This is a genomic window from Erwinia aphidicola, assembly GCF_014773485.1.
Lineage (GTDB): Bacteria > Pseudomonadota > Gammaproteobacteria > Enterobacterales > Enterobacteriaceae > Erwinia > Erwinia aphidicola.
On sequence record NZ_JACXBP010000011.1, the window covers coordinates 101,079 to 124,610 of the forward strand.

The 23,532-nt window shown below is 55.7% G+C and carries 19 protein-coding genes, 1 rRNA gene and 1 pseudogene; 8 read left to right on the top strand and 13 right to left on the bottom strand.

Going from position 1 to position 23,532, the window contains the following annotated elements; translation table 11 throughout:
- Positions 1–78: 78 nt before the first annotated feature.
- From ID864_RS21085 to rluF, 3 genes are all read left to right on the top strand, one after another.
- Complete coding sequence (locus ID864_RS21085; RefSeq protein WP_191150320.1) at positions 79–1,467, top strand: nucleobase:cation symporter-2 family protein; 1,389 nt, start codon at positions 79–81, stop codon at positions 1,465–1,467.
- A 128-nt stretch (positions 1,468–1,595) separates the two neighbouring features.
- Positions 1,596–3,275, top strand: coding sequence for an AsmA family protein (locus ID864_RS21090; RefSeq protein ID WP_191150321.1), 1,680 nt, complete (start codon positions 1,596–1,598; stop codon positions 3,273–3,275).
- A gap of 74 nt (positions 3,276–3,349) precedes the next feature.
- A complete protein-coding gene (gene rluF, locus ID864_RS21095; protein ID WP_048914205.1) occupies positions 3,350–4,222 on the top strand; it encodes a 23S rRNA pseudouridine(2604) synthase RluF in 873 nt (290 codons plus the stop codon).
- On the opposite strand, the pseudogene fabY reads toward rluF, so the two are convergent.
- From fabY to typA, 5 genes and pseudogenes are all read right to left on the bottom strand, one after another.
- Positions 4,219–5,144 (bottom strand): annotated as a pseudogene (gene fabY / locus ID864_RS21100) (fatty acid biosynthesis protein FabY). The gene rluF and the pseudogene fabY overlap by 4 nt on opposite strands.
- Positions 5,145–5,203: 59 nt before the next feature.
- Positions 5,204–5,641, bottom strand: a complete 438-nt coding sequence (gene dtd / locus ID864_RS21105) for a D-aminoacyl-tRNA deacylase (protein WP_048914203.1) — start codon at positions 5,639–5,641, stop codon at positions 5,204–5,206.
- Positions 5,638–6,510, bottom strand: a complete 873-nt coding sequence (locus ID864_RS21110) for a virulence factor BrkB family protein (protein ID WP_048914202.1) — start codon at positions 6,508–6,510, stop codon at positions 5,638–5,640. Before ID864_RS21110 ends, dtd begins: the two co-directional genes overlap by 4 nt.
- On the bottom strand, positions 6,507–7,109 hold the full coding sequence (gene yihX / locus ID864_RS21115) for a glucose-1-phosphatase (RefSeq protein ID WP_048914201.1): 603 nt from the start codon (positions 7,107–7,109) through the stop codon (positions 6,507–6,509). The genes ID864_RS21110 and yihX overlap by 4 nt, the downstream gene beginning before the upstream one ends.
- Positions 7,110–7,255: 146 nt before the next feature.
- Positions 7,256–9,079, bottom strand: coding sequence for a ribosome-dependent GTPase TypA (typA, locus tag ID864_RS21120; protein WP_048914200.1), 1,824 nt, complete (start codon positions 9,077–9,079; stop codon positions 7,256–7,258).
- A 434-nt stretch (positions 9,080–9,513) separates the two neighbouring features.
- On the opposite strand from typA, the gene glnA reads away from it, so the two are divergent.
- The 3 genes from glnA to glnG all read left to right on the top strand — a co-directional run bounded on the left by glnA (position 9,514) and on the right by glnG (position 13,539).
- Positions 9,514–10,923, top strand: a complete 1,410-nt coding sequence (glnA, locus tag ID864_RS21125) for a glutamate--ammonia ligase (protein ID WP_048914199.1) — start codon at positions 9,514–9,516, stop codon at positions 10,921–10,923.
- Positions 10,924–11,072: 149 nt separating this feature from the next.
- Positions 11,073–12,122 carry a nitrogen regulation protein NR(II) gene (gene glnL, locus ID864_RS21130; RefSeq protein ID WP_048914198.1) on the top strand — a complete coding sequence of 350 codons (1,050 nt, stop codon included), beginning with the start codon at positions 11,073–11,075 and terminating at the stop codon, positions 12,120–12,122.
- A gap of 7 nt (positions 12,123–12,129) precedes the next feature.
- Positions 12,130–13,539 (top strand): nitrogen regulation protein NR(I), encoded by a 1,410-nt coding sequence (gene glnG, locus ID864_RS21135; RefSeq protein WP_048914197.1) that lies wholly within the window; start codon positions 12,130–12,132, stop codon positions 13,537–13,539.
- 74 nt (positions 13,540–13,613) lie between these two features.
- Here glnG and hemN read toward each other — a convergent pair whose 3' ends face one another.
- Both hemN and yihI read right to left on the bottom strand, forming a co-directional pair.
- Positions 13,614–14,987: an oxygen-independent coproporphyrinogen III oxidase gene (hemN, locus tag ID864_RS21140; RefSeq protein ID WP_191150322.1), complete on the bottom strand. Its 1,374-nt coding sequence runs from the start codon at positions 14,985–14,987 to the stop codon at positions 13,614–13,616.
- 250 nt (positions 14,988–15,237) lie between these two features.
- Complete coding sequence (gene yihI, locus ID864_RS21145; RefSeq protein WP_048914195.1) at positions 15,238–15,765, bottom strand: Der GTPase-activating protein YihI; 528 nt, start codon at positions 15,763–15,765, stop codon at positions 15,238–15,240.
- Between the two features lie 554 nt (positions 15,766–16,319).
- Here yihI and yihA point away from each other — a divergent pair.
- A complete protein-coding gene (gene yihA, locus ID864_RS21150) occupies positions 16,320–16,955 on the top strand; it encodes a ribosome biogenesis GTP-binding protein YihA/YsxC (RefSeq protein ID WP_048914194.1) in 636 nt (211 codons plus the stop codon).
- 124 nt (positions 16,956–17,079) lie between these two features.
- Here yihA and ID864_RS24040 read toward each other — a convergent pair whose 3' ends face one another.
- The 5 genes from ID864_RS24040 to ID864_RS21170 all read right to left on the bottom strand — a co-directional run bounded on the left by ID864_RS24040 (position 17,080) and on the right by ID864_RS21170 (position 22,632).
- On the bottom strand, positions 17,080–17,127 hold the full coding sequence (locus ID864_RS24040) for a spot 42 RNA, inhibition of DNA synthesis (RefSeq protein ID WP_071892919.1): 48 nt from the start codon (positions 17,125–17,127) through the stop codon (positions 17,080–17,082).
- A 290-nt stretch (positions 17,128–17,417) separates the two neighbouring features.
- Positions 17,418–20,207 carry a DNA polymerase I gene (gene polA / locus ID864_RS21155; RefSeq protein WP_048914193.1) on the bottom strand — a complete coding sequence of 930 codons (2,790 nt, stop codon included), beginning with the start codon at positions 20,205–20,207 and terminating at the stop codon, positions 17,418–17,420.
- 408 nt (positions 20,208–20,615) lie between these two features.
- Positions 20,616–21,245, bottom strand: a complete 630-nt coding sequence (gene dsbA, locus ID864_RS21160) for a thiol:disulfide interchange protein DsbA (RefSeq protein WP_099755138.1) — start codon at positions 21,243–21,245, stop codon at positions 20,616–20,618.
- A 45-nt stretch (positions 21,246–21,290) separates the two neighbouring features.
- Positions 21,291–22,283 carry a serine/threonine protein kinase gene (locus ID864_RS21165; RefSeq protein WP_048914191.1) on the bottom strand — a complete coding sequence of 331 codons (993 nt, stop codon included), beginning with the start codon at positions 22,281–22,283 and terminating at the stop codon, positions 21,291–21,293.
- Between the two features lie 79 nt (positions 22,284–22,362).
- Positions 22,363–22,632: a YihD family protein gene (locus ID864_RS21170; RefSeq protein WP_048914190.1), complete on the bottom strand. Its 270-nt coding sequence runs from the start codon at positions 22,630–22,632 to the stop codon at positions 22,363–22,365.
- A gap of 57 nt (positions 22,633–22,689) precedes the next feature.
- Here ID864_RS21170 and mobA point away from each other — a divergent pair, with 57 nt between their 5' ends.
- Positions 22,690–23,265, top strand: a complete 576-nt coding sequence (gene mobA, locus ID864_RS21175; protein ID WP_191150323.1) for a molybdenum cofactor guanylyltransferase MobA — start codon at positions 22,690–22,692, stop codon at positions 23,263–23,265.
- Positions 23,266–23,373: 108 nt separating this feature from the next.
- Here the strand turns inward: mobA and rrf are convergent.
- Positions 23,374–23,489: ribosomal RNA gene (gene rrf, locus ID864_RS21180) — 5S ribosomal RNA — on the bottom strand.
- Positions 23,490–23,532 lie beyond the last annotated feature (43 nt).

Genomic DNA, 23,532 nt, shown 5'->3' on the forward strand with positions numbered 1-23,532 from the left:
GTCGATAGGGTGGCAAACGATTGCTTTTACTCTGAAGAAGATTAAAATCGCCACTTTATTGCCGCTGGGAAGCCTGACATGTCCGTTGAAAGCCAACATACTGCCGCCGATCGTACTCCGGTCGCGGCGGGAAAAAGTGAGCTGATTTACCGCCTTGAAGACCGTCCGCCGCTGGCGCAAACGCTGTTCGCCGCCTGTCAGCATCTGCTGGCGATGTTTGTGGCGGTGATCACGCCCGCTCTGCTAATCTGCCAGGCGCTGGGCCTGCCCGCGCAGGATACGCAGCACATCATCAGCATGTCGCTGTTCGCCTCCGGGGTGGCGTCGCTGCTGCAGATTAAAACCTGGGGGCCGGTCGGTTCCGGGCTGCTGTCGATCCAGGGTACCAGCTTTAACTTTGTCACCCCGCTGATTATGGGTGGCCTGGCGCTGAAAACCGGCGGGGCCGACGTGAAAACCATGATGGCGGCACTGTTCGGCACGCTGATGCTGGCATCCTGTACCGAGATGGTGCTGTCACGCGTGCTGCATCTGGCGCGCCGGGTGATCACCCCGCTGGTTTCCGGCATTGTGGTGATGATTATCGGTCTGTCGCTGATCCAGGTTGGCCTGACCTCCATCGGCGGCGGTTTTGCCGCAATGAACGATCACACCTTTGGCGCACCGAAAAACCTGCTGCTGGCCGGTGTGGTACTGTCGGTGATCATTCTGCTCAACCGCCAGCGCAATGCCTATCTGCGCGTCGCTTCGCTGGTGATCGCGATGGCGGTAGGCTATCTGCTGGCCTGGGCGCTGGGGATGCTGCCGGAAAATAGTGCCGCGGCGAACAGTGCGCTGATCGCCATTCCCACCCCGCTCTATTACGGGCTGGGTATCGACTGGAATCTGCTGATCCCGCTGATGCTGGTGTTTATGGTGACCTCGCTGGAAACCATTGGCGATATCACCGCCACCTCAGATGTCTCCGAGCAGCCGGTCAGCGGCCCGCTGTATATGAAGCGCCTGAAAGGCGGCGTGCTGGCGAACGGGCTGAACTCCTGCGTTTCTGCGCTGTTTAACACCTTCCCCAACTCCTGCTTCGGTCAGAACAACGGCGTGATCCAGCTGACCGGCGTGGCCAGTCGCTACGTCGGTTTTGTCGTGGCGCTGATGCTGATTGTGCTCGGGCTGTTCCCGGCGGTCAGCGGCTTTGTGCAGCACATCCCCGAGCCGGTACTCGGCGGTGCCACGCTGGTGATGTTTGGCACTATTGCCGCCTCAGGCGTGCGTATCGTGTCGCGCGAGCCGCTCAACCGCCGGGCGATTATGATTATCGCGCTCTCGCTGGCGGTCGGCCTTGGCGTCTCCCAGCAGCCGCTGATTCTGCAGTTTGCCCCTGACTGGCTGAAAACGCTGCTTTCCTCCGGGATCGCTGCCGGCGGTATCACCGCTATCGTGCTGAATCTGGTGTTCCCGCAGGAGAAGTAGCGGCTACGCTCATTCTGAAAACAGCGGCCGGGGTGCGATATTTGCTCCGGCCGCTGCGCTGTGGGTTGAGAAGTGACGATAAATCAGGCATAACAAGCCATTACCCGATATTCATAGGGATGGTTGTGATGAAGTTTTTCGGAAAAGTTTTGCTTACCCTGCTGCTCATTCTGCTGCTGGCCCTGGTCGCTATCTACGTGCTGCTGCAAACCCAGTGGGGCGCGGGATGGATTAGCCGCCAGGTCAGTGCCAGCAGTGATTACCAGCTGTCGCTCAGCAAAATGGAGCACAATTTTTCCGATCCCAGCCATCTGCTGCTTAACGATGTCGCCTTTGGCCGTAAAGACCAACCCGCCACGCTGGTGACCAGGCGCGTTGACCTTGGCCTCAGCCTGATGCAGTTCAGCAGCCCGCTGCATTTTGCCAGCATTCGACTCGATCAGGGTACGCTAAACCTCAGCGATAAAAGTGCCCCCCTCTCCTTACAGGCAGACCGTTTACAGCTTAGCCAGATGGCGCTTAACCGCAATCAGGGCGACTGGCCGCTGCAGGCACAGCGCGTCGACGGAGGCGTCACCCCGTGGAAGCCTGAAGCGGGCAACGTGCTGGGCAAAGAGGCCAGGTTCCAGATGAGCGCCGGTTCCCTGACGCTGGACGGTATTCCTGCGGCGAATGTGCTGGTGCAGGGCAGTATTCACGGACCGCAGCTGGTGTTAAGCAATTTCGGGGCTGACGTGGCGCTCGGCTCGGTGACCGCCAGCGCGCAGCGTGATGCGCAGGGCTGGCAGGTGAACAGCCTGCGCCTGAACAGCATTCGCCTGCAGAGTGATAAAACGCTGGCTGAGTTCCTGCAACCGCTGCGCACGCTGCCGACGATGCATTTTGACCGCATTGATATGACCGATGCCCGCCTGCAGGGGCAGGACTGGGCGGTGACCGACCTGGACCTGACATTGAAAGACCTGACGCTGAGCAACGGCGACTGGCAGAGCGACAACGGTTCGCTGTCGATGAACGCCAGCAGCTTTGTGAATGGCAGCATGCAGCTGGACGACCCGATCGCCAATATGGACTTCTCCGCGCAGGGCGTGCAGCTGACGCAGTTCAGTTCGCGCTGGGTCAATGGCCTGGTGCGTGCGCAGGGCAGCTGGACGCGCAGCGACAAGAAACTGACGCTGGATGAACTGGTGGTGGCCGGGCTGGAATACACCCTGCCGCTCAACTGGCGCGAGCGCTGGATGGAGACGCTGCCATCGTGGCTGGAGAGCGTGCAGGTGACCAAACTCAGCGCCAGCCGTAACCTGATTATCGATATCAATCCGGACTTCCCGTTCCAGATGACGGCGCTGGATGGCAATGGCAGCAACCTGCTGATGGCGCGCAATCATCAGTGGGGCATCTGGTCAGGCAATCTGAGTTTCAACGCCGCCGCCGCAACCTTTAATCGCGTCGATCTGCGCCATCCGTCGATTGCCCTCAGCGCAGATGACAACGCTATCAATGTGTCAGAAATGAGCGCCTTCAGTGCCGACGGCATGCTGGAAGGGCTGGCAACGCTGAGCCAGCAGCCGCAGCGGGCACTGTCGCTGACGCTGAATGGCCGCCAGGTTAACGCCACTCTGCTGCAGAACTGGGGCTGGCCGACGATCCCGCTGAACGGCAACGCCACGATGCAGCTGAAAATGCAGGGCAGCCTGCAGGCCAGCCAGCCGCTGAAACCCTCCGTCAACGCCACGCTGGCGGTCAGCAACGGCGAGCAGTCGGTGCAGCAAACTCTGCGCGGGGGCCTGCTGAGCGGCTCACAGTAAGGTAAAAAGGGCCAGGTCGGCCCTTCGCAACCCGTCGCGGGTAAGGTATAGTCCGTTTTTTTTACGGGGGAACTATGCTGACCAACTCATCTATTCGTCTGAACAAATACATCGCCGAGAGCGGGATCTGCTCGCGTCGCGATGCCGATCGCTTTATCGAACAGGGAAATGTTTTTATTAACGGTAAGCGCGCCTCTGTGGGCGACCAGGTATTTGCCGGCGATGTGGTAAAAGTTAACGGTCAGCTAATCGAGCCGCGTAACGAAGAAGATCTGGTGCTGATTGCGCTGAATAAGCCCGTGGGCATCGTCAGCACCACGGAAAATAGCGAGCGCGACAACATCGTTGATTTCGTTAACCACAGCAAGCGCGTGTTCCCGATTGGCCGCCTGGATAAAGATTCGCAGGGGCTGATCCTGCTGACTAACCACGGTGACCTGGTGAATAAGATCCTGCGCGCCGGCAACGACCACGAAAAAGAGTATCTGGTCACCGTGAACAAGCCGGTCACCGAAGAGTTTATCCGCGGGCTGGGCGCGGGCGTGCCGATGATGGGCACGGTAACCAAAAAGTGTAAGGTGAAGAAAGAGTCGACGTTTGTCTTCCGCATTACGCTGGTGCAGGGGCTGAACCGTCAGATCCGTCGCATGGCCGAGCACTTTGGCTACGAGGTGACCAGGCTCGAACGCATCCGCATTATGAACATTTCCCTGAAAGGGGTGCCGCCGGGCGAGTGGCGCGACCTGACCGATGACGAGCTCATCGAGCTGTTTAAGCTGATTGAGAACTCCTCTTCCGAGGACAATAGCAAAGCGAAGAGACCGGCGCAGAAGGCGAAGCCCGCAGCGGCAAAAAAACCGGCCGCCAAAGCCGCCGATAAACCGGCTGCCACCCCGGCCGGACGCAAGCGTTTCGTCCAGCCGGGTCGCAAGAAAAAGGGGCGTTAAACGCCGCAGCCCCCTTCCTCCAGTGGCCCGTCGGGATCGGCGGGCAGCACCATATACACCCCTTCAAATACCGCTCCGGATTCATCATTGCCGAACAGCTCCACCTCCAGCTGCACGCGGGCTTTACGCCCGCGCGCCAGGCGGTCAAGGAGCCAAGGTCGGCAATCGCCCCCGGCTTGCCGGTAATCGGCTTGCTGTAGCGAATATGCGCATCGGCGAGGATAATGGTGCCGCCGAGATGACGCTCGCGCAGCAGCAGCCAGATTAAGCCCCAGCCGGTCAGCGTCGCCAGCGAAAACAGGCTACCGGCAAACAGCGTATGGTGCGGGTTCTGATTGCCGGTTTCCGGCATGGTGGTAATAAACTTCTGCCCGGTATATTGCAGAATACGCACGCCCATCTTTTCGCTCAGTGGGATATGTTCGTACCACGCCTGCTGCAGCTGCCCGCACCAGTCGGCACGGTGCAGGATGTCGTCCAGCGTCACTACCGGTTTGATCATCAGGAAGTGCCGTACTGGCGTGGTTTGCGGCGCGGTAATCTCCCCCTGATTGAGGTAGCCCAGCTTGGAGAAGAACTCCACGGCATCTTCGCGCGCGCTGCACACCACGCGCTTTACCCCTTCCTGGCGCGCGACAGACTCCAGCGTCATCGCCACCAGCGTACCCAGCCCTTTGCCCTGCACCGAGGGATGAACGGCGAGGAAGCGGATAGCGGCTTCGTTATCGGCATTGATATAGAGGCGGCCAACGGCAACCGGGTCGCCGTGTTCATCCACCACCATCTGATGATGCGCCAGCGCATCCCAGGCGTCACGCTCGGACCCCAGCGGCTGGTGCAGCGGCTTACGCAGCATCTCCCAGCGGAACTGGTAGTAGGTATCTAGCTCTTCTGCGGTTTCAGGTACGCGGAGGTGATACATAAAATGGTTCTCTCTGTCTGAGCCCGTCAGGCCATTCCTTTGCCGCTCGGCCAGCTGCGTCAAACCTGCAGCCAGAAGGTGACGGGACCATCGTTGACCAGCGCCACTTTCATGTCGGCGGCAAAACGCCCGGTTTGCGTGGCAATCCCTTTTTCACGACAGCAGGCGGTGAAGTAGTCATACAGCTCTTCGGCAACCTCCGGGGCGGCCCCGCCGGAGAAACTCGGGCGCATCCCTTTTTTGGTGTCTGCTGCCAGCGTGAACTGCGACACCACCAGCACGCTGCCCCCGGCCTGCTGTACGTTCAGATTCATTTTGTCATTTTCGTCGCCGAAAATACGGTAACCCAGCACTTTATCGACCAGTTTGCGCGCGCTCTCCCGGGTATCTTCTTTTTCCACCCCGAGCAGGATCAGTAATCCCGGCCCAATCTCACCAACAGTTTCGCCCGCTACCGTGACGCTGGCAGAAAGTGCCCGCTGAATTAATGCAATCATGATTCCTCGTTTTCTCTTTCTTGTTCTTCTTGTTTCAGCTGGCGGTAATCACCCAGCGTGGCGGTAATTTCCGCCCCTAATAGAACGATACACCACGTCCAGTACACCCACAGGAACAAGATGGGAATAACGGCAAGCACGCCGTAAATTAACTGGTACGAGGGGAACATCGTAACATACAGCGCAAAGCCCTTTTTCCCCAACTCGAAGAGCAATCCGGCCACCACCGCGCCGATGAGCGCATCGCGCCCTGCCACCTGAATGGTCGGTACAATGCTGTACAGCAGCCAGAAGGAGAGGATCGACAGCAGCAGAGGGAAGATGCGCAGCCCCATATCCACCAGCCCGCTGACGCCGCTGACCGTTGCCCAGTGCAGCGACAGTAGATAGGAGCTGATTGCCAGACTGGCACCGGCCAGCAGTGGGCCGAGCGTCAGGATCATCCAGTACACCGCGAAGGAGTAAACCAGCGGCCGTTTGCGTTTGCTGCGCCAGATAACGTTGAGCGCGGTGTCGATGGAGTACATCAACAGCAGCGCGGTGAACACCAGGCCGCCCACGCCGACCGCCGTCATTTTGCTGACGTTGGCGACGAACTGCTCCAGATAGTTCTGGATAGTCGCCCCGGCGGCCGGGACAAAGTTGTTAAACACGAAGTTCTTGAGCTGGACGCTGACGTCCGAAAACATCGGGAATGCGGCAAACAGCGCAAAGACCACGGCAATTAACGGCACCAGCGACAGCAGCGAAACATAGGCCAGGTGCCCGGCCAGTATCGTCATGCCATCTTCGTCAATGCGCTGCCACAGCAGTTTGATCCACGACCAGAATGCCCGCCCGCGGTGGCGATAGTGATTGAGTAAACTCATGTTTTAATACGGTCGGCGAAGAATGCCGGGATAACTTTGGCATCGGTAATATGCAGGCTGTGAATGCCGACAGCACGCGCTCCTTCGATGTTTTCCAGATTATCATCAAAGAAGATAGCCTCCTGAGCTGAGGTCTCTTCCTCATTTAGCAAGCGCTCATAAATTTTCTTGTCCGGCTTGCGTAGCCCCATCTCCTGGGAAAGGTAGACTTTATCAGCGGCTTGCTGCACTTCCGGGTACTGCGACGGCCAGAAATTACAGTGCAGGCGATTAGTGTTCGACAGGATCACCACGCGATCGCCCTGCTCACGCAGTTTATTCATAATGGCGATCACTTCCGGGCGCACGCCGACAAACACTTCCTGCCAGCCTACCGCGAACTGTTCAAAACTTAGCGACAAGCCTAACTCGTCAGACATTTTTTGCGCGAAGACTTCATCGCTGATTTCACCGCGTTCGTGCTGGTGAAAGCTCTCGCCCATGTGGAAACGATTTCGCAGTTCGGCCAGCGGCACGCGGCTTAAATCGCTCCAGACACCAAGAACCCGGTTGAAATCAATATCAACAATGACGTTACCCAAATCAAAGATATACAGCATGGCCATCTCCTTTTGTTCCGGTGAGGTATTCACTCTAGCCGTAAAACGGGAGGCTGAACAGGAGGGGAAATTGAAAAACTGCGGGGAAGTATCAGGTGAAACGATGGGCCGGAAGAGCTCCGGCCCATAACAAGACTAAAGAAGAATTACGCTTCTTTAGGACCGCGGGTTGCGCGTTTACGGTCGTTTTCAGTCAGGTGACGTTTACGAATACGCACAGACTGTGGAGTCACTTCTACCAGTTCGTCATCATCGATGAACTCAAGCGCCTGCTCAAGGGACATCTTCTGTGCCGGAACCAGCGTGGTGGCTTCGTCAGTACCGGAAGCACGCATGTTGGTCAGCTTCTTACCGGTCAGGCAGTTAACGGTCAGGTCGTTTGAACGTGAGTGAATACCGATGATCTGGCCTTCATACACTTCAGCACCGTGACCGAGGAACAGCTTGCCGCGGTCCTGCAGACCGAACAGGGCGAAGGCTACCGCTTTACCCTGACCGTTAGAGATCAGCACGCCGTTCTGACGCTGGCCCACTTCGCCCGGACGAACGTCGTCGTAGTGGCTGAAGGTGGAGTACAGCAGACCGGTACCGGAAGTCATGGTCATGAATTCGTTACGGAAGCCGATCAGGCCACGGCTTGGAATAACATAATCAAGACGCACACGGCCTTTGCCATCCGGGTCCATGTTTTTCATGTCGCCTTTACGCTCACCCATCGCCTGCATCACAGAACCCTGGTGCTGTTCTTCGATGTCGAGGGTCACGTTTTCGAATGGCTCCTGCTTGCGGCCTTCGAATTCACGGAAGATAACTTTCGGACGGGATACCGCCAGTTCGAAACCTTCACGACGCATGTTTTCGATCAGAACTGACAGGTGAAGTTCACCACGGCCTGAAACGCGGAAGGCGTCGGCGTCCGGGGTTTCTTCAACACGCAGTGCCACGTTGTGCACCAGCTCTTTGTTCAGACGGTCAAGGATCTGACGTGAAGTCACATACTTACCTTCTTTACCGCAGAACGGAGAGGTGTTAACGCAGAAGAACATGGTTACGGTTGGTTCATCAACGCTCAGGGCTGGCAGCGCTTCCACATTCTGCGTGTCGCAGATGGTGTCAGAGATGTTCAGCTCGCCCAGACCGGTGATGGCGATGATGTCGCCCGCTTCCGCTTCAGCAGATTCGATACGCTCCAGACCCATGTGGCCCAGCACTTTACCGACTTTACCGTTACGGGTTTTGCCTTCGCTATCGATGATCGTAACCTGCTGGTTAGGACGCACTTTACCGCGTTTGATGCGGCCGATACCGATAACACCCAGGTAGTTGTTGTAGTCCAGCTGGGAGATTTGCATCTGCAGCGGGGCTTCCAGCTCAACCTGTGGTGGAGAAACGTGTTTCACGATCGCTTCGTACAGCGGGGTCATATCTTCCGCCATATCCGCGTGATCCAGACCTGCAATACCGTTCAGGGCTGAAGCATAGATAATCGGGAAGTCGAGCTGCTCGTCGGTCGCATCCAGGTTAACGAACAGGTCAAAGACCTGGTCAACAACCCAGTCAGGACGTGCGCCAGGGCGGTCAACTTTGTTGATTACCACGATCGGCTTCAGACCATTAGCGAAGGCTTTTTTGGTCACGAAGCGGGTTTGCGGCATTGGGCCATCCATTGCATCCACAACCAGCAGCACCGAGTCAACCATCGACATTACACGCTCTACCTCACCGCCGAAGTCGGCGTGTCCTGGGGTATCAACGATGTTGATGCGATAGTCGTTCCATTTAATGGCGGTGTTTTTTGCGAGGATGGTAATCCCACGCTCTTTCTCCAAATCGTTGGAGTCCATTACGCGTTCGGTCGCTTCGGTGCGGGCATCAAAGGTCCCGGACTGCTGTAGCAACTTATCAACCAGGGTAGTTTTACCATGGTCAACGTGGGCAATAATGGCGATGTTACGCAAATTTTCGATCACAGCTTTGCCTCAGGCATTAGAAATAGCGCGCTATTGTACACGGATTAATCGAAGGACTGAACAGGATCACAAATTTCATATAAAGATAACTGTTCGGATTGCTTTTATAGCCATTTTCAGTGCAAAGCTTGCACTGTGACGAAAAATTGCACCAAAACAGTGCCCATTTATCAGCCAATGGCACCAAAATGGTGCGCGACTTCCATCGTGGTGCAGTCCTCGTCTCACGAGAGGGCGCATCATAGCGCTTTTTTCGGAAAATAAAAAAGTTGGCATAGATTTCGCAATTACTCTAACAAGCAAAAAATGCCAGTTTCCACAACGGTTGTAAGCTTGTCAGAGATCTTTATTATCGGAGTAAGCGCGGCGAAACGCAAAGCGCACCGTGAAGATCTCTAACCACGACGACAATGACAAATCCAGGAGAGTTAAGTATGTCCGCTGAACACGTTCTGTCGATGATGAACGAGCACGAAGTCAAATTTGTTGATCTGCGTTTTACCGATACCAAAGGTAAAGAGCAGCACGTGACTATCCCCGCTCATCAGGTTAATGCTGACTTCTTCGAAGAAGGCAAAATGTTTGACGGCTCCTCGATTGGTGGCTGGAAAGGTATCAACGAATCAGACATGGTTCTGATGCCTGACGCAACCACCGCTGTCCTTGACCCGTTCTTCGAAGATTCCACTCTGATCATCCGTTGTGACATCCTTGAGCCAGGCACCATGCAGGGCTACGACCGTGACCCACGCTCTATCGCTAAACGCGCTGAAGATTTCCTGCGCTCTTCCGGCATCGCGGACACCGTGCTGTTTGGACCAGAACCCGAGTTCTTCCTGTTTGACGATATCCGTTTCGGCAGCAGCACTTCCGGTTCCCATGTCGCTATCGACGACGTTGAAGCTTACTGGAACTCCGGTAAAGCCTATGAAGGCGGTAACAAAGGCCACCGTCCAGGTCTGAAAGGCGGTTACTTCCCAGTGCCACCGGTCGACTCATCACAGGATATCCGCTCTGCTATGTGTCTGACCATGGAGCAGATGGGCCTGGTGGTTGAAGCTCACCACCACGAAGTGGCGACCGCGGGTCAGAACGAAGTGGCAACCCGCTTCAACACCATGACCAAAAAAGCTGACGAAATTCAGATCTACAAATATGTGGTTCACAACGTCGCTCACGCCTACGGCAAAACCGCGACCTTCATGCCTAAGCCAATGTTCGGTGATAACGGTTCTGGTATGCACTGCCACATGTCTCTGTCTAAAGGCGGCACCAACCTGTTCGCTGGCGACAAATACGGCGGCCTGTCTGAAATGGCACTGTTCTATATCGGCGGTGTGATCAAGCACGCTAAAGCGATCAACGCCCTGGCGAACCCGACTACCAACTCTTACAAGCGTCTGGTCCCAGGCTACGAAGCACCAGTTATGCTGGCTTACTCTGCCCGTAACCGTTCTGCTTCTATCCGTATCCCTGTGGTTGCCAGCCCGAAAGCACGTCGTATCGAAGCGCGCTTCCCGGATCCAGCGGCTAACCCATACCTGTGCTTCGCTGCACTGCTGATGGCTGGCCTGGACGGCATCATCAACAAGATCCACCCTGGCGATGCTATGGACAAAAACCTGTACGACCTGCCACCGGAAGAAGAAGCTGAGATTCCAAAAGTTGCAGGTTCCCTGGACGAAGCCCTGGCTGCACTGAACGAAGACCGCGAGTTCCTGACCCGTGGTGGCGTGTTCACTGACGATGCCATCGAAGCGTACATCGAACTGCGTAAGTCTGAGATTGACCGCATTCGTATGACTCCGCACCCGGTTGAGTTCGAACTGTACTACAGCGTTTAATTGGTTTTATTTGTTGCCGTGGAAACTTTTCAGCCCATCTTCGGATGGGCTTTTTTCTCCACGAATTCAACGTCAGGACGACGATTTCCGGGTTGCATGACTATAATGCACCAATCTGGTGCAGATAAATTACTCAGGAGAACGCTGTAATGGCAACTGGCACGCTGCCCGATGCTGGGCAGATTCTCAATTCACTGATCAACAGTATTTTACTGGTTGATAACGAGTTGGTGGTTCATTACGCCAACCCTGCGGCTCAGCAACTGCTGGCGCAGAGTTCCCGCAAGCTGTTTGGTACGCCCCTGCCGGAACTGATGGGTTATTTTTCCCTGAATATTGAGGTGATGCTCGAAAGTCTGGATGCCGGACAGGGCTTTACCGATAGCGAAGTGACCCTGGTGGTCGACAGCCGTGCGCACATTATGTCGCTCACCGCGCAACGTCTGCCCGAAGGGTTAATTCTGCTGGAAATGGCTCCGATGGATAACCAGCGCAGGCTCAGCCAGGAACAGCTGCAGCATGCACAACAGGTGGCAGCGCGGGATTTAGTCCGCGGTCTGGCACACGAAATTAAAAACCCGCTGGGGGGACTGCGCGGCGCAGCACAGCTGCTGGCCAAAGCCCTGCCCGACCCGTCGTTAACCGAATATACCAAGGTCATCATTGAACAGGCCGATCGCCTGCGCAATCTGGTTGACCGTCTGCTTGGCCCGCAACAGCCGGGGATGCACGTCACCCAGAGCATCCATCAGGTCGCTGAACGCGTGGTCAATCTGGTGTCGATGGAGCTGCCGGACAATGTGTCGTTAATCCGTGATTACGACCCAAGCCTGCCGGAGCTGCCGCACGACCCGGATCAGATAGAACAAGTCCTTTTGAATGTAGTCCGCAACGCGTTACAGGCGTTGGGTGAAGAAGGCGGCACCATTACTTTACGTACCCGCACGGCGTTTCAGTTAACCCTGCACGGTACGCGCTATCGCCTGGTGGCACGCATCGATATTGAAGATGACGGCCCAGGCATTCCGGCGCAGCTACAGGACACGCTGTTTTACCCGATGGTGAGCGGCCGCGAAGGCGGCACCGGGCTGGGGTTATCCATCGCCCGCAGCCTGATCGACCAGCATTCGGGAAAAATAGAGTTCAACAGCTGGCCCGGACATACTGAATTCTCGGTTTACCTGCCTATTCGCCAGTGAGGTTTCTATGCAACGAGGGATAGTTTGGATCGTCGATGACGATAGCTCCATCCGCTGGGTGCTCGAACGTGCGCTCACTGGAGCCGGTTTGAGCTGCGCGACTTTTGACAGCGCGAACGAGGTGCTGGAAGCCCTCGCCACTAAGACCCCAGATGTATTACTGTCAGACATTCGTATGCCCGGCATGGACGGACTGGCGTTACTGAAGCAGATTAAACAACGCCACCCGATGCTGCCGGTGATCATTATGACCGCGCACTCCGATCTGGATGCGGCGGTGAGCGCTTACCAGCAGGGCGCGTTTGACTACCTGCCTAAACCGTTTGATATCGATGAAGCGGTGGCGCTGGTTGAGCGTGCCATCAGCCACTATCAGGAGCAGCAGCAGCCGCGTAACCAGCCGGTCAGCGGGCCGACCACCGATATTATCGGTGAAGCCCCGGCGATGCAGGATGTGTTCCGTATTATCGGCCGCCTGTCGCGCTCATCGATCAGCGTGTTGATTAACGGCGAGTCCGGTACGGGTAAAGAACTGGTCGCTCATGCCCTGCACCGCCACAGTCCGCGCGCCAAAGCGCCGTTTATTGCGCTGAATATGGCGGCCATTCCCAAAGATCTGATTGAATCCGAACTGTTTGGCCATGAGAAAGGCGCATTTACCGGCGCAAATCAGATCCGCCAGGGCCGTTTTGAGCAGGCCGACGGCGGCACGCTGTTCCTCGATGAAATCGGTGATATGCCGCTGGATGTACAGACTCGTCTGCTGCGCGTGCTGGCCGATGGTCAGTTCTATCGCGTGGGCGGCTATGCGCCGGTGAAAGTGGACGTGCGTATTATTGCCGCGACCCACCAGAACCTGGAGCTGCGCGTGCAGGAGGGGAAATTCCGTGAGGATTTATTCCACCGCCTGAACGTGATCCGCGTACACCTGCCGCCGCTGCGTGAACGTCGTGAAGATATTCCGCGCCTGGCACGTTACTTCCTGCAGGTTGCCGCTCGTGAACTGGGCGTGGAGGCGAAAATTCTGCATCCGGAAACCGAAACGGCGCTGACCCGCCTGCACTGGTCCGGTAACGTGCGCCAGCTGGAGAACACCTGCCGCTGGCTGACGGTGATGGCTGCCGGTCAGGAAGTGTTGATTCAGGATCTGCCGCCGGAGCTGTTTGAGACCTCGACGCCGGAAAACCCGGTGCAGTCGCTGCCGGACAGCTGGGCCACGCTGCTGGCACAGTGGGCCGACCGCGCGCTGCGTTCCGGTCATCAAAACCTGCTGTCGGAAGCTCAGCCGGAGATGGAGCGCACGCTGCTGACCACCGCGCTGCGTCACACGCAGGGGCATAAGCAGGAAGCCGCTCGTTTGCTCGGCTGGGGGCGTAATACCCTGACCCGCAAGCTGAAAGAGTTGGGAATGGAATAACCTGCTGTCACTTTACACGGGCGGACCGAACACCAGGGTCCGCCCCTGGAATCCCCCATACGGCTAGTACCCGATCAGATCACCCTTGAGAATCGTGCGCCAGACGCTTTCTCCCGCAGGTAGCGGTCGAAGCACATGCAGATATTCCTAATCAGCAATCGTCCCTTAGCGCTCACTACAAGCCCGTTGGCGTGGTATTCCACCAGCCCGTCGCCGATCAGCGGCAGCATGGCGCTGAGGTCCTCGGCAAAATAGTCGCGGAAGTCGATGCCGTAGCGCTGTTCAATCTCACTAAACGACAGCGCGAAGTTGCAGATCAGGCTTTTGATTACATCGCGGCGCAGGCAGTCATCCTCACTTAGCCGCAGCCCGCGCCACAGGGCCGTATCCTGCTGCTTAACCTGCGCGTAGTACTCTTTCAGCGCTTTGTGATTCTGTGCATAGCTGTCGCCGATCATACTGATTGCCGATACGCCCATTCCCAGCAGGTCGCTGTCGCCCTGCGTGGTATATCCCTGGAAGTTGCGGTGCAGTTTGCCGCTGCGCTGCGCCACCGCCAGCTCATCATCGTGGCGGGCAAAGTGGTCCATGCCGATAAACTGGTAGCCCTGCGAAGTGAGCGTGGCAATGGTTTGCTGCAGGATCTCCAGCTTGTGCGCGGCATCCGGCAGCTCATCCTCGCGGATCTTACGCTGGGCGGCAAACAGTGCAGGCATGTGGGCATAGTTGAACACGCTGAGGCGGTCGGGATTCAGCTCGGCGACTTTTTGCAGCGTGAAGGCAAAACTCTCCGGCGTCTGCCTCGGCAGGCCATAGATCAGGTCAATGTTGGTAGAGGCAAATCCCAGCTGGCGCGCACGCGCCATCAGGGCGAAGATCATCGCTTCATCCTGCACGCGATTGACCTTCTCCTGCACCTCCTTGTTGAAGTCCTGTACCCCCATGCTCAGGCGATTAAAGCCTTTGAGACGCAGGTGGTCCAGCACGTCCAGCTCAATTTCGCGCGGGTCGATCTCTATTGAGATCTCAGCCTGTGGGCTGAAAGCGAAGTGCTGACGCAGGCAGTCCATCAGTCGGCTGATTTGCGCTTTATTAAGAAAGGTCGGCGTGCCGCCGCCCCAGTGCATCTGGCTGACGGTGCGCTGCGAAAACAGCGGCGCGCGGGCTGCTATCTCCAGCACCAGCGCATCGAGATATTCATCGGCTTTGTGCTGCTGGCGTGTGACCTGCTTGTTGCAGCCGCAGAAGTAGCACAGCTTGTGGCAGAACGGGATATGCAGATAGAGCGACAGCGGCCGCTGGGGGTAACGCGCCGCAGCCTGGAGAAAGGCCTGCTCGTCGTAATCCTGCTTAAATTCCAGCGCGGTCGGATAGGAGGTGTAGCGGGGTCCGGCGGTGTTGTATTTCTGAATGAGCGGCAGGTCCCATTCGGTTGTCTGTTGCAGCATCTTCACGGTCCTCGTCTTCTGGGCTTTGACCGCCGCGAGACAGGAAGCTGCTGGCTGACGATCCGACTACGCAGCCGGGTCTTCAGCCGCGATAGCCGCTGTAGTTTAACGAATAACCACCCCAGCCAGCACAGCAGAATCAGCGCAATAATTGATCCAGGCCAAATCATCGCCAGATACCCAAAATGAAAAAGCAGCGCCAGATTGCGCTGCTTCAGATTTCGTCAGAGAAACGCGGGTTCACTGAAGATCAATTGCCGCCCTTGAGTAGGCGATACATATCTTCTTCGGCCTGCTCGTCATCAGCGTCATCGTCCAGCGTGATACCAAGCTGCTCCATCAGCACGTCGATGCGGTCCAGAGACTGGTCCAGCCATGCCTGCTCTTCCGCTGACAGGCTCTCGCCATTTTCCAGACGATCGAGCAGCGCATCCAGGCGCTCGTCATTTTCCAGCTGTGCCAGTTCTTCTTCTGCCGTCAGGCGGGGCTTTTTCTCAACCGGCTTGGCGACTTTCGCCGGCTTCACGGGTTTGCTGGCCGCCACATCGGCACCCAGCGCAATTGGCTTTTTGCTGCCAATACGCGGATCTTTGGCCGGCTTGCTGTCGGAACTTTTCGCACTGGTGGCAGCCGGGTTGGCTCGGCTGCCGGAACTGTTGCCGCTGTGCTTCTTGTCGCGCTTACGGGCGCGCGCTTCCTGGTCGATCTCTTCACGCGATTTGCGTTTTACTCGTGCGCCCGGTTTTTTATCCTGGGGTGTGCGTGCAGGTTGCTTCATGGTTTCTGCTCTCAGACGTTTATCTTCAGTATAGAATTGCGGCGGAATCTAGCAGAAAGCAGAGCAAGAAAAAAGGCGCCAGGTCACCCTGTCGCCTTTTTTCACACCTTCCGCAGAAGGACTGACAATGTCAGCATCCATTTTAGCAGCTAGCGTCCCTGTTTTCCTTTTGCCTTTGCCCCCATCCTGGTAAGCATCCTGAGTCCCTGCCGAGCACGCCTGTGCGCTAATCCATCCCCGCTCACGATCTTCCTGATACTCCCTGAGCGCTTCATCCTGAAGTGAAACATCCTGTTTCCGACTACAAATGTAGACTAACCAGTCCGTCTCACAAGGTGAGGAACGTAATTTTTACTCTGTTTTTTTTCAATTTTTTATAACTTCATGATAAATATTAAGAAATCTAATTTCATTTAGTGTCAAATGCAGAGAGTGCTGCCAGCAGCAATGGTCAATGTCTCACAGACGAAATCGAGACCGCGTCTTACCGGGCGCTTTAGCACCATACAGGGTATAATCAGCGCAATTGCCCTTTTTATCCTGGAGTATCTATTTTGTCTGGCTGGAATTATCACGTCACCCATTTTGTCACCAGCGCCCCCGATATCCGTCACCTGCCTGCCGATACCGGCATCGAAGTGGCTTTTGCCGGGCGTTCTAACGCGGGTAAATCCAGCGCACTGAATACGCTGACGAACCAGAAAGCCCTCGCGCGTACCAGTAAAACGCCGGGGCGTACGCAGCTGATTAACCTGTTCCAGGTGGCCGAGGGTTATCGCCTGGTCGACCTGCCAGGCTATGGCTATGCGCAGGTTCCGGAAGAGATGAAACTGAAATGGCAGCGTTCGCTGGCTGAGTATCTGCGCGAGCGCGTCTGTCTGAAAGGGCTGGTGGTACTGATGGATATTCGTCACCCGCTGAAAGACCTCGATCGCCAGATGGTGATGTGGGCGGTCCAGAGCGGCATTGAAGTGCTAATACTGCTGACCAAAGCCGATAAGCTGGCCTCCGGTGCGCGCAAAGCGCAGCTCAATGCCGTACGTGAAGAGGCTAAGACCTTCCTCGGTACCGTGGAAGTTGAAGCATTCTCATCGCTGAAGAGAATCGGCGTAGATAAGCTGAGCCAGAAGCTCGACAGCTGGTATCGCGATCTGCCACCGGCTACGGAAGATGATATTCCTGCTGAATAAGCTCCCCGCTTCACCGGGCCGGGCACGCCTGGCCCCTACGCAATCGGTATAAACACCGCACGAAATCCCAGGTAGCGCCCAATAAAAAACGCCCCAGTCATTACTGACTGGGGCGGCTAAATATTCAGCCAAATCCGATTACGTGAAGTAAAAGGTCTGAAAGATAGAACATCTTACCTCTGTACCCTACAACTCGAACTTTACATGATTTTCTGAGCGCTCAAAAGGGTTTTTTGTAGTTAATTTTCAGAAAACGACAGCAGTAATCCAACTCAGGTCACATTCTGAGGCTCATGCTGTAGCTTAATTACGAAAAAAGTGTTTTAGCTGAGAAGCTTAGGTGATTTTCTGAACGCTGAGTACAGATATGGGGCGCTGAACCGATTAAAGCTACGAATTTCTTATGGATACTGCACGCTGCTGATTTGCAGAAAAAAACAGCAGCATGCAGTTGGGAATAACTTAGTGCGCCTGATCCCAGTTGTCGCCCACGCCGATATCGACGCGCAGCGGCACATCCAGTTTCATACTGCCTTCCATTAGCTCACGAATTTTCGCTGAAGCCGCTTCGACCAGATCGGCCTCCACTTCAAACACCAGTTCATCGTGTACCTGCATGATCATTTTGATCTGCGGGGTTTCCTGCGCGGACAGCCATTCATCGACCGCAATCATTGCGCGTTTAATGATATCCGCAGCGGTTCCCTGCATCGGGGCGTTGATTGCCGCACGCTCCGCAGCTTTACGCCGCATCGCGTTGCTGGCTTTAATGTCGGGCAGATAGAGGCGGCGCCCATCCAACGTCTCGACATAGCCCTTCTCTGCCGCCAGTTCGCGGGTGCTTTCCATATACTGCAATACGCCCGGATAGCGTTCGAAATAGAGGTCCATGTATTTCTTCGCTTCACCGGCGCCAATATTCAGCTGGCGCGACAGCCCGAATGCGCTCATACCGTAGATCAGACCAAAGTTAATCGCCTTGGCGCTGCGGCGCTGTTCGCCGCTGACTTTATCCAGCGCCACGCCAAAGACTTCGGCGGCGGTGGCGCGGTGAATATCCTGCTCGCTGGCAAAGGCGCTCAGCAGCCCTTTATCCTGTGACAGGTGCGCCATAATACGCAGCTCAATCTGCGAGTAGTCGGCTGCGACAATGCGGCTGCCCTTCGGGGCAATAAAAGCCTGGCGGATACGGCGCCCTTCATCATTGCGCACCGGGATGTTTTGCAGATTTGGATCGCTGGACGAGAGACGCCCGGTCGCCGTCACCGTCTGGTGATAGGAGGTGTGCACGCGGCCACTGTGCGGATTAATCATCAGCGGCAGCTTGTCGGTATAGGTCGACTTCAGCTTTGAAAGCCCACGATGCTCCAGAATCACCTTCGGCAGCGGGTAGTCCAGCGCCAGCTCGGCTAAGACTTCCTCACTGGTCGACGGCGCCCCACCCGGGGTTTTCTTGGTGGGTTTAATTCCCTGCTTTTCAAACAGGATGGTCTGCAGCTGTTTCGGAGAGGAGAGGTTGAACGGCTCTCCCGCCAGTTCGTGTGCTTTCAGTTCCAGTTCGGCCAGACGCGCTCCCAGCTCCTGCGAGTGCGCGGCCAGGATGTTCTGATCGATCAGCACGCCGTTGCGCTCAATACGCGAAATAACCGGCACCAGCGGCATCTCGACCTGCTCAAAGACGTTTTTTGGCCCCTGCTCTTTTTCAAGCTCCGGCCACATTTTCAAATGCAGCTGCAGCGTAACGTCGGCATCTTCCGCGGCGTAGTGTGCGGCCTGCTCAAGTGCGATCTGGTTAAAGGTCAGCTGATTTTTGCCTTTGCCGGCGATCTCCTCAAAGGTCACCGTTTTATGGCTCAGCCAGCGCGCGGCCAGGCTGTCCATATCATGGCGGCCCGCCACGCTGTTAAGCGCGTAAGACTCCAGCATGGTATCGAACTGAATGCCCTGCAGCTGGATACCGTAGTTATCCAGCACGCCACGGTCATACTTCAGGTTCTGCCCAACCTTCAGCGCTTTCGGGTCTTCCAGCAGCGGTTTCAGACGATCCAGCACGGCTTGACGATCCAGTTGCTCTGGCGCATCAAGATAGTCGTGCGCTACCGGGAGATAGGCGGCCTCGCCCGGTGCGGTGGCAAACGACAGGCCGATGATATTGGCACTGAGGGTGTCCAGCGAGTCCGTTTCCAAATCGAAGGCGAACAGCTTGCTGTCCTGTAATTTTTTCAGCCAGCGGGTGAAGGTCTCGTCATCAAGAATGGTGACGTAGCCATCAGAGGAGAGCACGCTGGTCGTCTCTTCTGCTGCGGGCTCGCTTTCCGCCGCTGCCACTTTTTTCGCAGAGGGATTGCCTTTATTACCCTGCAGCCATTTGCCCTCTTCGAGGTCAACAATCCAGCGCTTGAATTCGTAATGCTTAAATAACCCCAGTAGCTCTTCAACGGCGGGTTCTTCAACCGTCAGCTTATCGCAGGTCAATTCCAGCTCAACATCGGTTTTAATCGTCGCCAGCTGATAGGAGAGGAAAGCCATCTCCTTATTTTGCTCCAGCTTGGCCGCCATGGTTTTTGCCCCGCGGAAGGTCAGGGTCGCGACTTTATCCAGATTGTCATAGATATCTTTTACGCCGCCTAATCCCTGCAGCAGCGCCTGCGCCGTTTTTTCACCCACGCCCGCAACGCCTGGAATGTTATCCGAGGAGTCGCCCATCAGGGCGAGAAAATCAATAATCAGCGACGGTGGAATACCATATTTCTCTTCCACTTCATCCGGGCCAAGGATGGCATTATTCATGGTGTTAATCAGCGTGATGTTCGGCGACACCAGCTGGGCCATGTCTTTATCGCCCGTGCTGATCAGCACAGGTTTGCCCATCTTCTCTGCCGCCAGCGCCAGCGTACCGATGACGTCATCAGCCTCTACGCCGGAAATAGCCAGCAGCGGCAAGCCCATCGCTTTAACCATAGTATGCAGCGGTTCAATCTGCGCACGTAGATCGTCCGGCATCGGCGGGCGATGCGATTTGTACGCTTCAAATAATTCGTCGCGGAAGGTTTTACCCTTGGCATCAAATACCACGGCCACATGACTAGGCTTATATTGCAGCAGCAGGCTGCGCAGCATATTTAATACGCCGTACATTGCACCGGTGGGTTCGCCCGCGCTATTGGTCAGCGGAGGGAACGCGTGATAAGCGCGGTACAGGTAGGAAGATCCATCTACCAGAATCAGCGGGTTTTCTGCAATTTGAGCCATAAGTCGTCACGTTCTTCTTGGGTTTCGATTGAGGGTAAGGATGCCACAGCTCACTATAAAAGATGAAATCACAACGGCGAATAATCATCAGATAGTGCTGTTTTTGCGCAGCGCCTCGCAGTGATTTTCTGTGGATAAGTTTGTGCGTAAATTTAATAACGATTAATTAATGGCAGATAAGCGCGCAATGAATAAATTAAAGTCACCTTTAAAATCATTTAGTTAGTTTATCTCATTAGGATTATCTTTAGATTTTACGGCGTTAGCGAGATGTGGATATAAGTTGGCAGCACCAGGCAACGACGCACGATCTCCGTCTGAGGAAAGGGCACTTTTACGACAAATATTTTGCAAGGCGGGAAGAAAAAACGCCGGGCGAGCCGGCGTTTAGTGGCACTCTTCGCGGATTTACTTCTGAGTAATCAGGAATTTCACCACGTTGGCATACTGCTGGACATAGTTATCCATGGAGCTGGTATCCAGGCCACCGTTGTTAACCATATATTTGCCGTTAACGAACATCGCAGGCACGCCGCGCAGGTTAACATCGGCTGCCGCCTTCTCCTGCTGTGCAACCAGCGATTTCACTACGAAGCTGTTCCAGGCAGCATCATAGGCTTCTGGTGTGATACCTGCAGCCTTGACGAAGACCGCCTTCAGGCTGGCTGGATCGGTAATGGTCTGGCTTTTCTGGATACCGTCGAAGATAGGTGCAGTCACTTTATCTTCCACGCCCAGCGCCATAGCGACAGCCCATGCCTGGGTAACGGTTTTACCCATCTCGCCGCCGAGGAATTCAACGTGGTACTTGGTCACTTTGGCGTCCGCCGGCAGGACTTTCTTCACCGCATCGCTGACATGCCAGACATGCTCGAACTCATAGCAGTGTGGGCAGAAGAACGAGAAGAACTCGAGAACCTGTGGCTCACCGGTTACAGGCTTATCCATAGTCACGTATTGCTGACCATCGGTAAATTGTGCAGCTGAAGCGCTGAATGCCAGAACCATTCCGACGAGCGCAAACCAAATCTTTTTCATCGCGAAACTCTCTCCATAACAACTTAATAGGCGAACCAAAGGCGATCACACCTGGAATACAGGTGTCAGCTGCAGCGGAGGCTCCTGCAACAGCTTGTCCTGTTCGTTAAAAGTGGAAATCTGTCGGCGCCAGAAATCCTCATCCGTCATCCACGGAAAACTGCCTGGGAAGGCCGGATCCTGCCAGCGGCGTACAACCCAAGCCAGATAATAAACCATCCGCATAGCACGTAAAGGCTCAATCAGTGACAATTCATGAGCGTCGAAGTCGCAGAACTCACCGTATGCTTCCAGCAGGATATCCCACTGCAAGCGCTGTTCCTGACGGTCGCCGCTTACCAGCATCCACAGATCCTGCACTGCCGGGCCATTACGGGCATCGTCGAGATCGACAAATAACGGGCCATCGCGCCATAAAATATTGCCGGGGTGGCAGTCACCGTGTAGGCGCAAAGGCTGCCACTGAGTATGCCAGCAGTTTTGTAAAGTTGTGCGCAGGCGTTCAATACTGGCGAGTAAATCCGCTTTCAGCTTCGACGGCACCAGCGTGCTGTCGGCAAAAATCTGCAGCGGTTCCTCGATGTACTCCTGCAAACCAATCGTTGGCCGCTGGCTGAAGAGCTTGCGCCGCCCCACCTGATGAATGCGTCCGAGGAAACGCCCTACCCATTCCAGATGGTCGTAATTGTCCGTCTCATACTGGCGGCCGCCCAGGCTGGGAAATACCGCATACCAGAAGCCCTGGTGCTGATGGAGCATCGAGCCATTGAGTTCCAACGGCGCGGCGATGGGGATTTCATCGGCAAACAGTTCGCTGGCAAACTGATGCTCTTCCTCTATCTGCCCCTGAGACCAGCGCTGTGGGCGATAGAACTTAGCGACGTAACGGCGTTTATCATCATCGGAAAACTGATAGACGCGGTTCTCATAGCTGTTCAGCGCCGTCAGTCCAGACTCCACGCGTAGCCCGGTCTCCCACAGTGCATCAAGGATGGTATCAGGCGTTAAAGTGTGGAAGTTAAAAGCAGGTTCTTTCATCCGGCGAGCCCGTTGGTCATGACATGAGATACCTGCAAGAATATCATTAAATGGCAGCCGTCATGGGCCAGCGGCCGATTTAATCCTTGATCACGCCCCGCGCCCGCAGCAGTGCAGTCTTGAAATCATCCTCATAGTCTTTTTTCAGACCGGGAATTTCAGCGTGCTTATCACTGCCGCGCATTTTGAGGTGGTAGATCAGCACATCATCGGTTAATTGAGTAAAAGGTTGTTTAAAGCCGGCTTCATCGGCTAACTTCTGTAAAAATTCGACTAAATTCAGATCGGGATCTTGCTGCCAGGCGGGTTGCAGCAGGCTGATTAATTCATTCAGGCGATGGCATTTCATGCTGTTGTCCCTGTATAAAGAAACCCAACGTTAAGCATAGGGCATAAACCAATGAGTATGACGAGTGCCGTGGCAGGACCCGGGATCACCGGGGTGATCCTGGCAGGTGGCCGTGGCAGCCGCATGGGCGGTAAAGATAAGGGGCTGGTGCTGTATCAGAACAAGCCGCTGTATCAGCACGTGCTGCAACGCTTTGCGCCGCAGGTCACTACTGTATGGATTAATGCCAACCGGAATATTGAGGTATATCAACAGAGCGGCGTGCCGACGATCGCCGATACGCTGAGCGACTTTCCCGGGCCGCTGGCGGGGATGTTAGCTGCACTGCAGCAGGCAGAATGCGAATGGGTTGCCTTCTGCTCCTGCGATACGCCTTGCGTGCCGTCCAATCTGGTGAGCGAGCTATGGAAGAATCGGGAACAAGCGCTGGCAGTGTGGCCGCGCACGGAACAGCGCGATCATCCCACGCTGGCGTTGCTGCATCGCAGTCTGGCAGCGCCGTTGCAGGATTATCTGGCGCGAGGCGAGCGCAAACTGATGCTGTTTCTCCAACAGGTTGGTGGCCACAGCGTATTATTTACCCAGGCGGAAGCCGCATTTCGCAATATTAATCAGCCGGAAGATCTTTTATAGCGTGAAGAAGGGGGATTTTGCTCTGATAAGAGCATATGAAACTGATTTCTCAGCCCTGTAAACGCAAAAAACCCCGGCCTTTCGGTCGGGGTTATTGCTTTATTTGATGCCTGGCAGTTCCCTACTCTCGCATGGGGAGACCCCACACTACCATCGGCGCTACGGCGTTTCACTTCTGAGTTCGGCATGGGGTCAGGTGGGACCACCGCGCTAAAGCCGCCAGGCAAATTCTGTTTCATTCACACCCCCCTCGCGGGCGATGCAAAC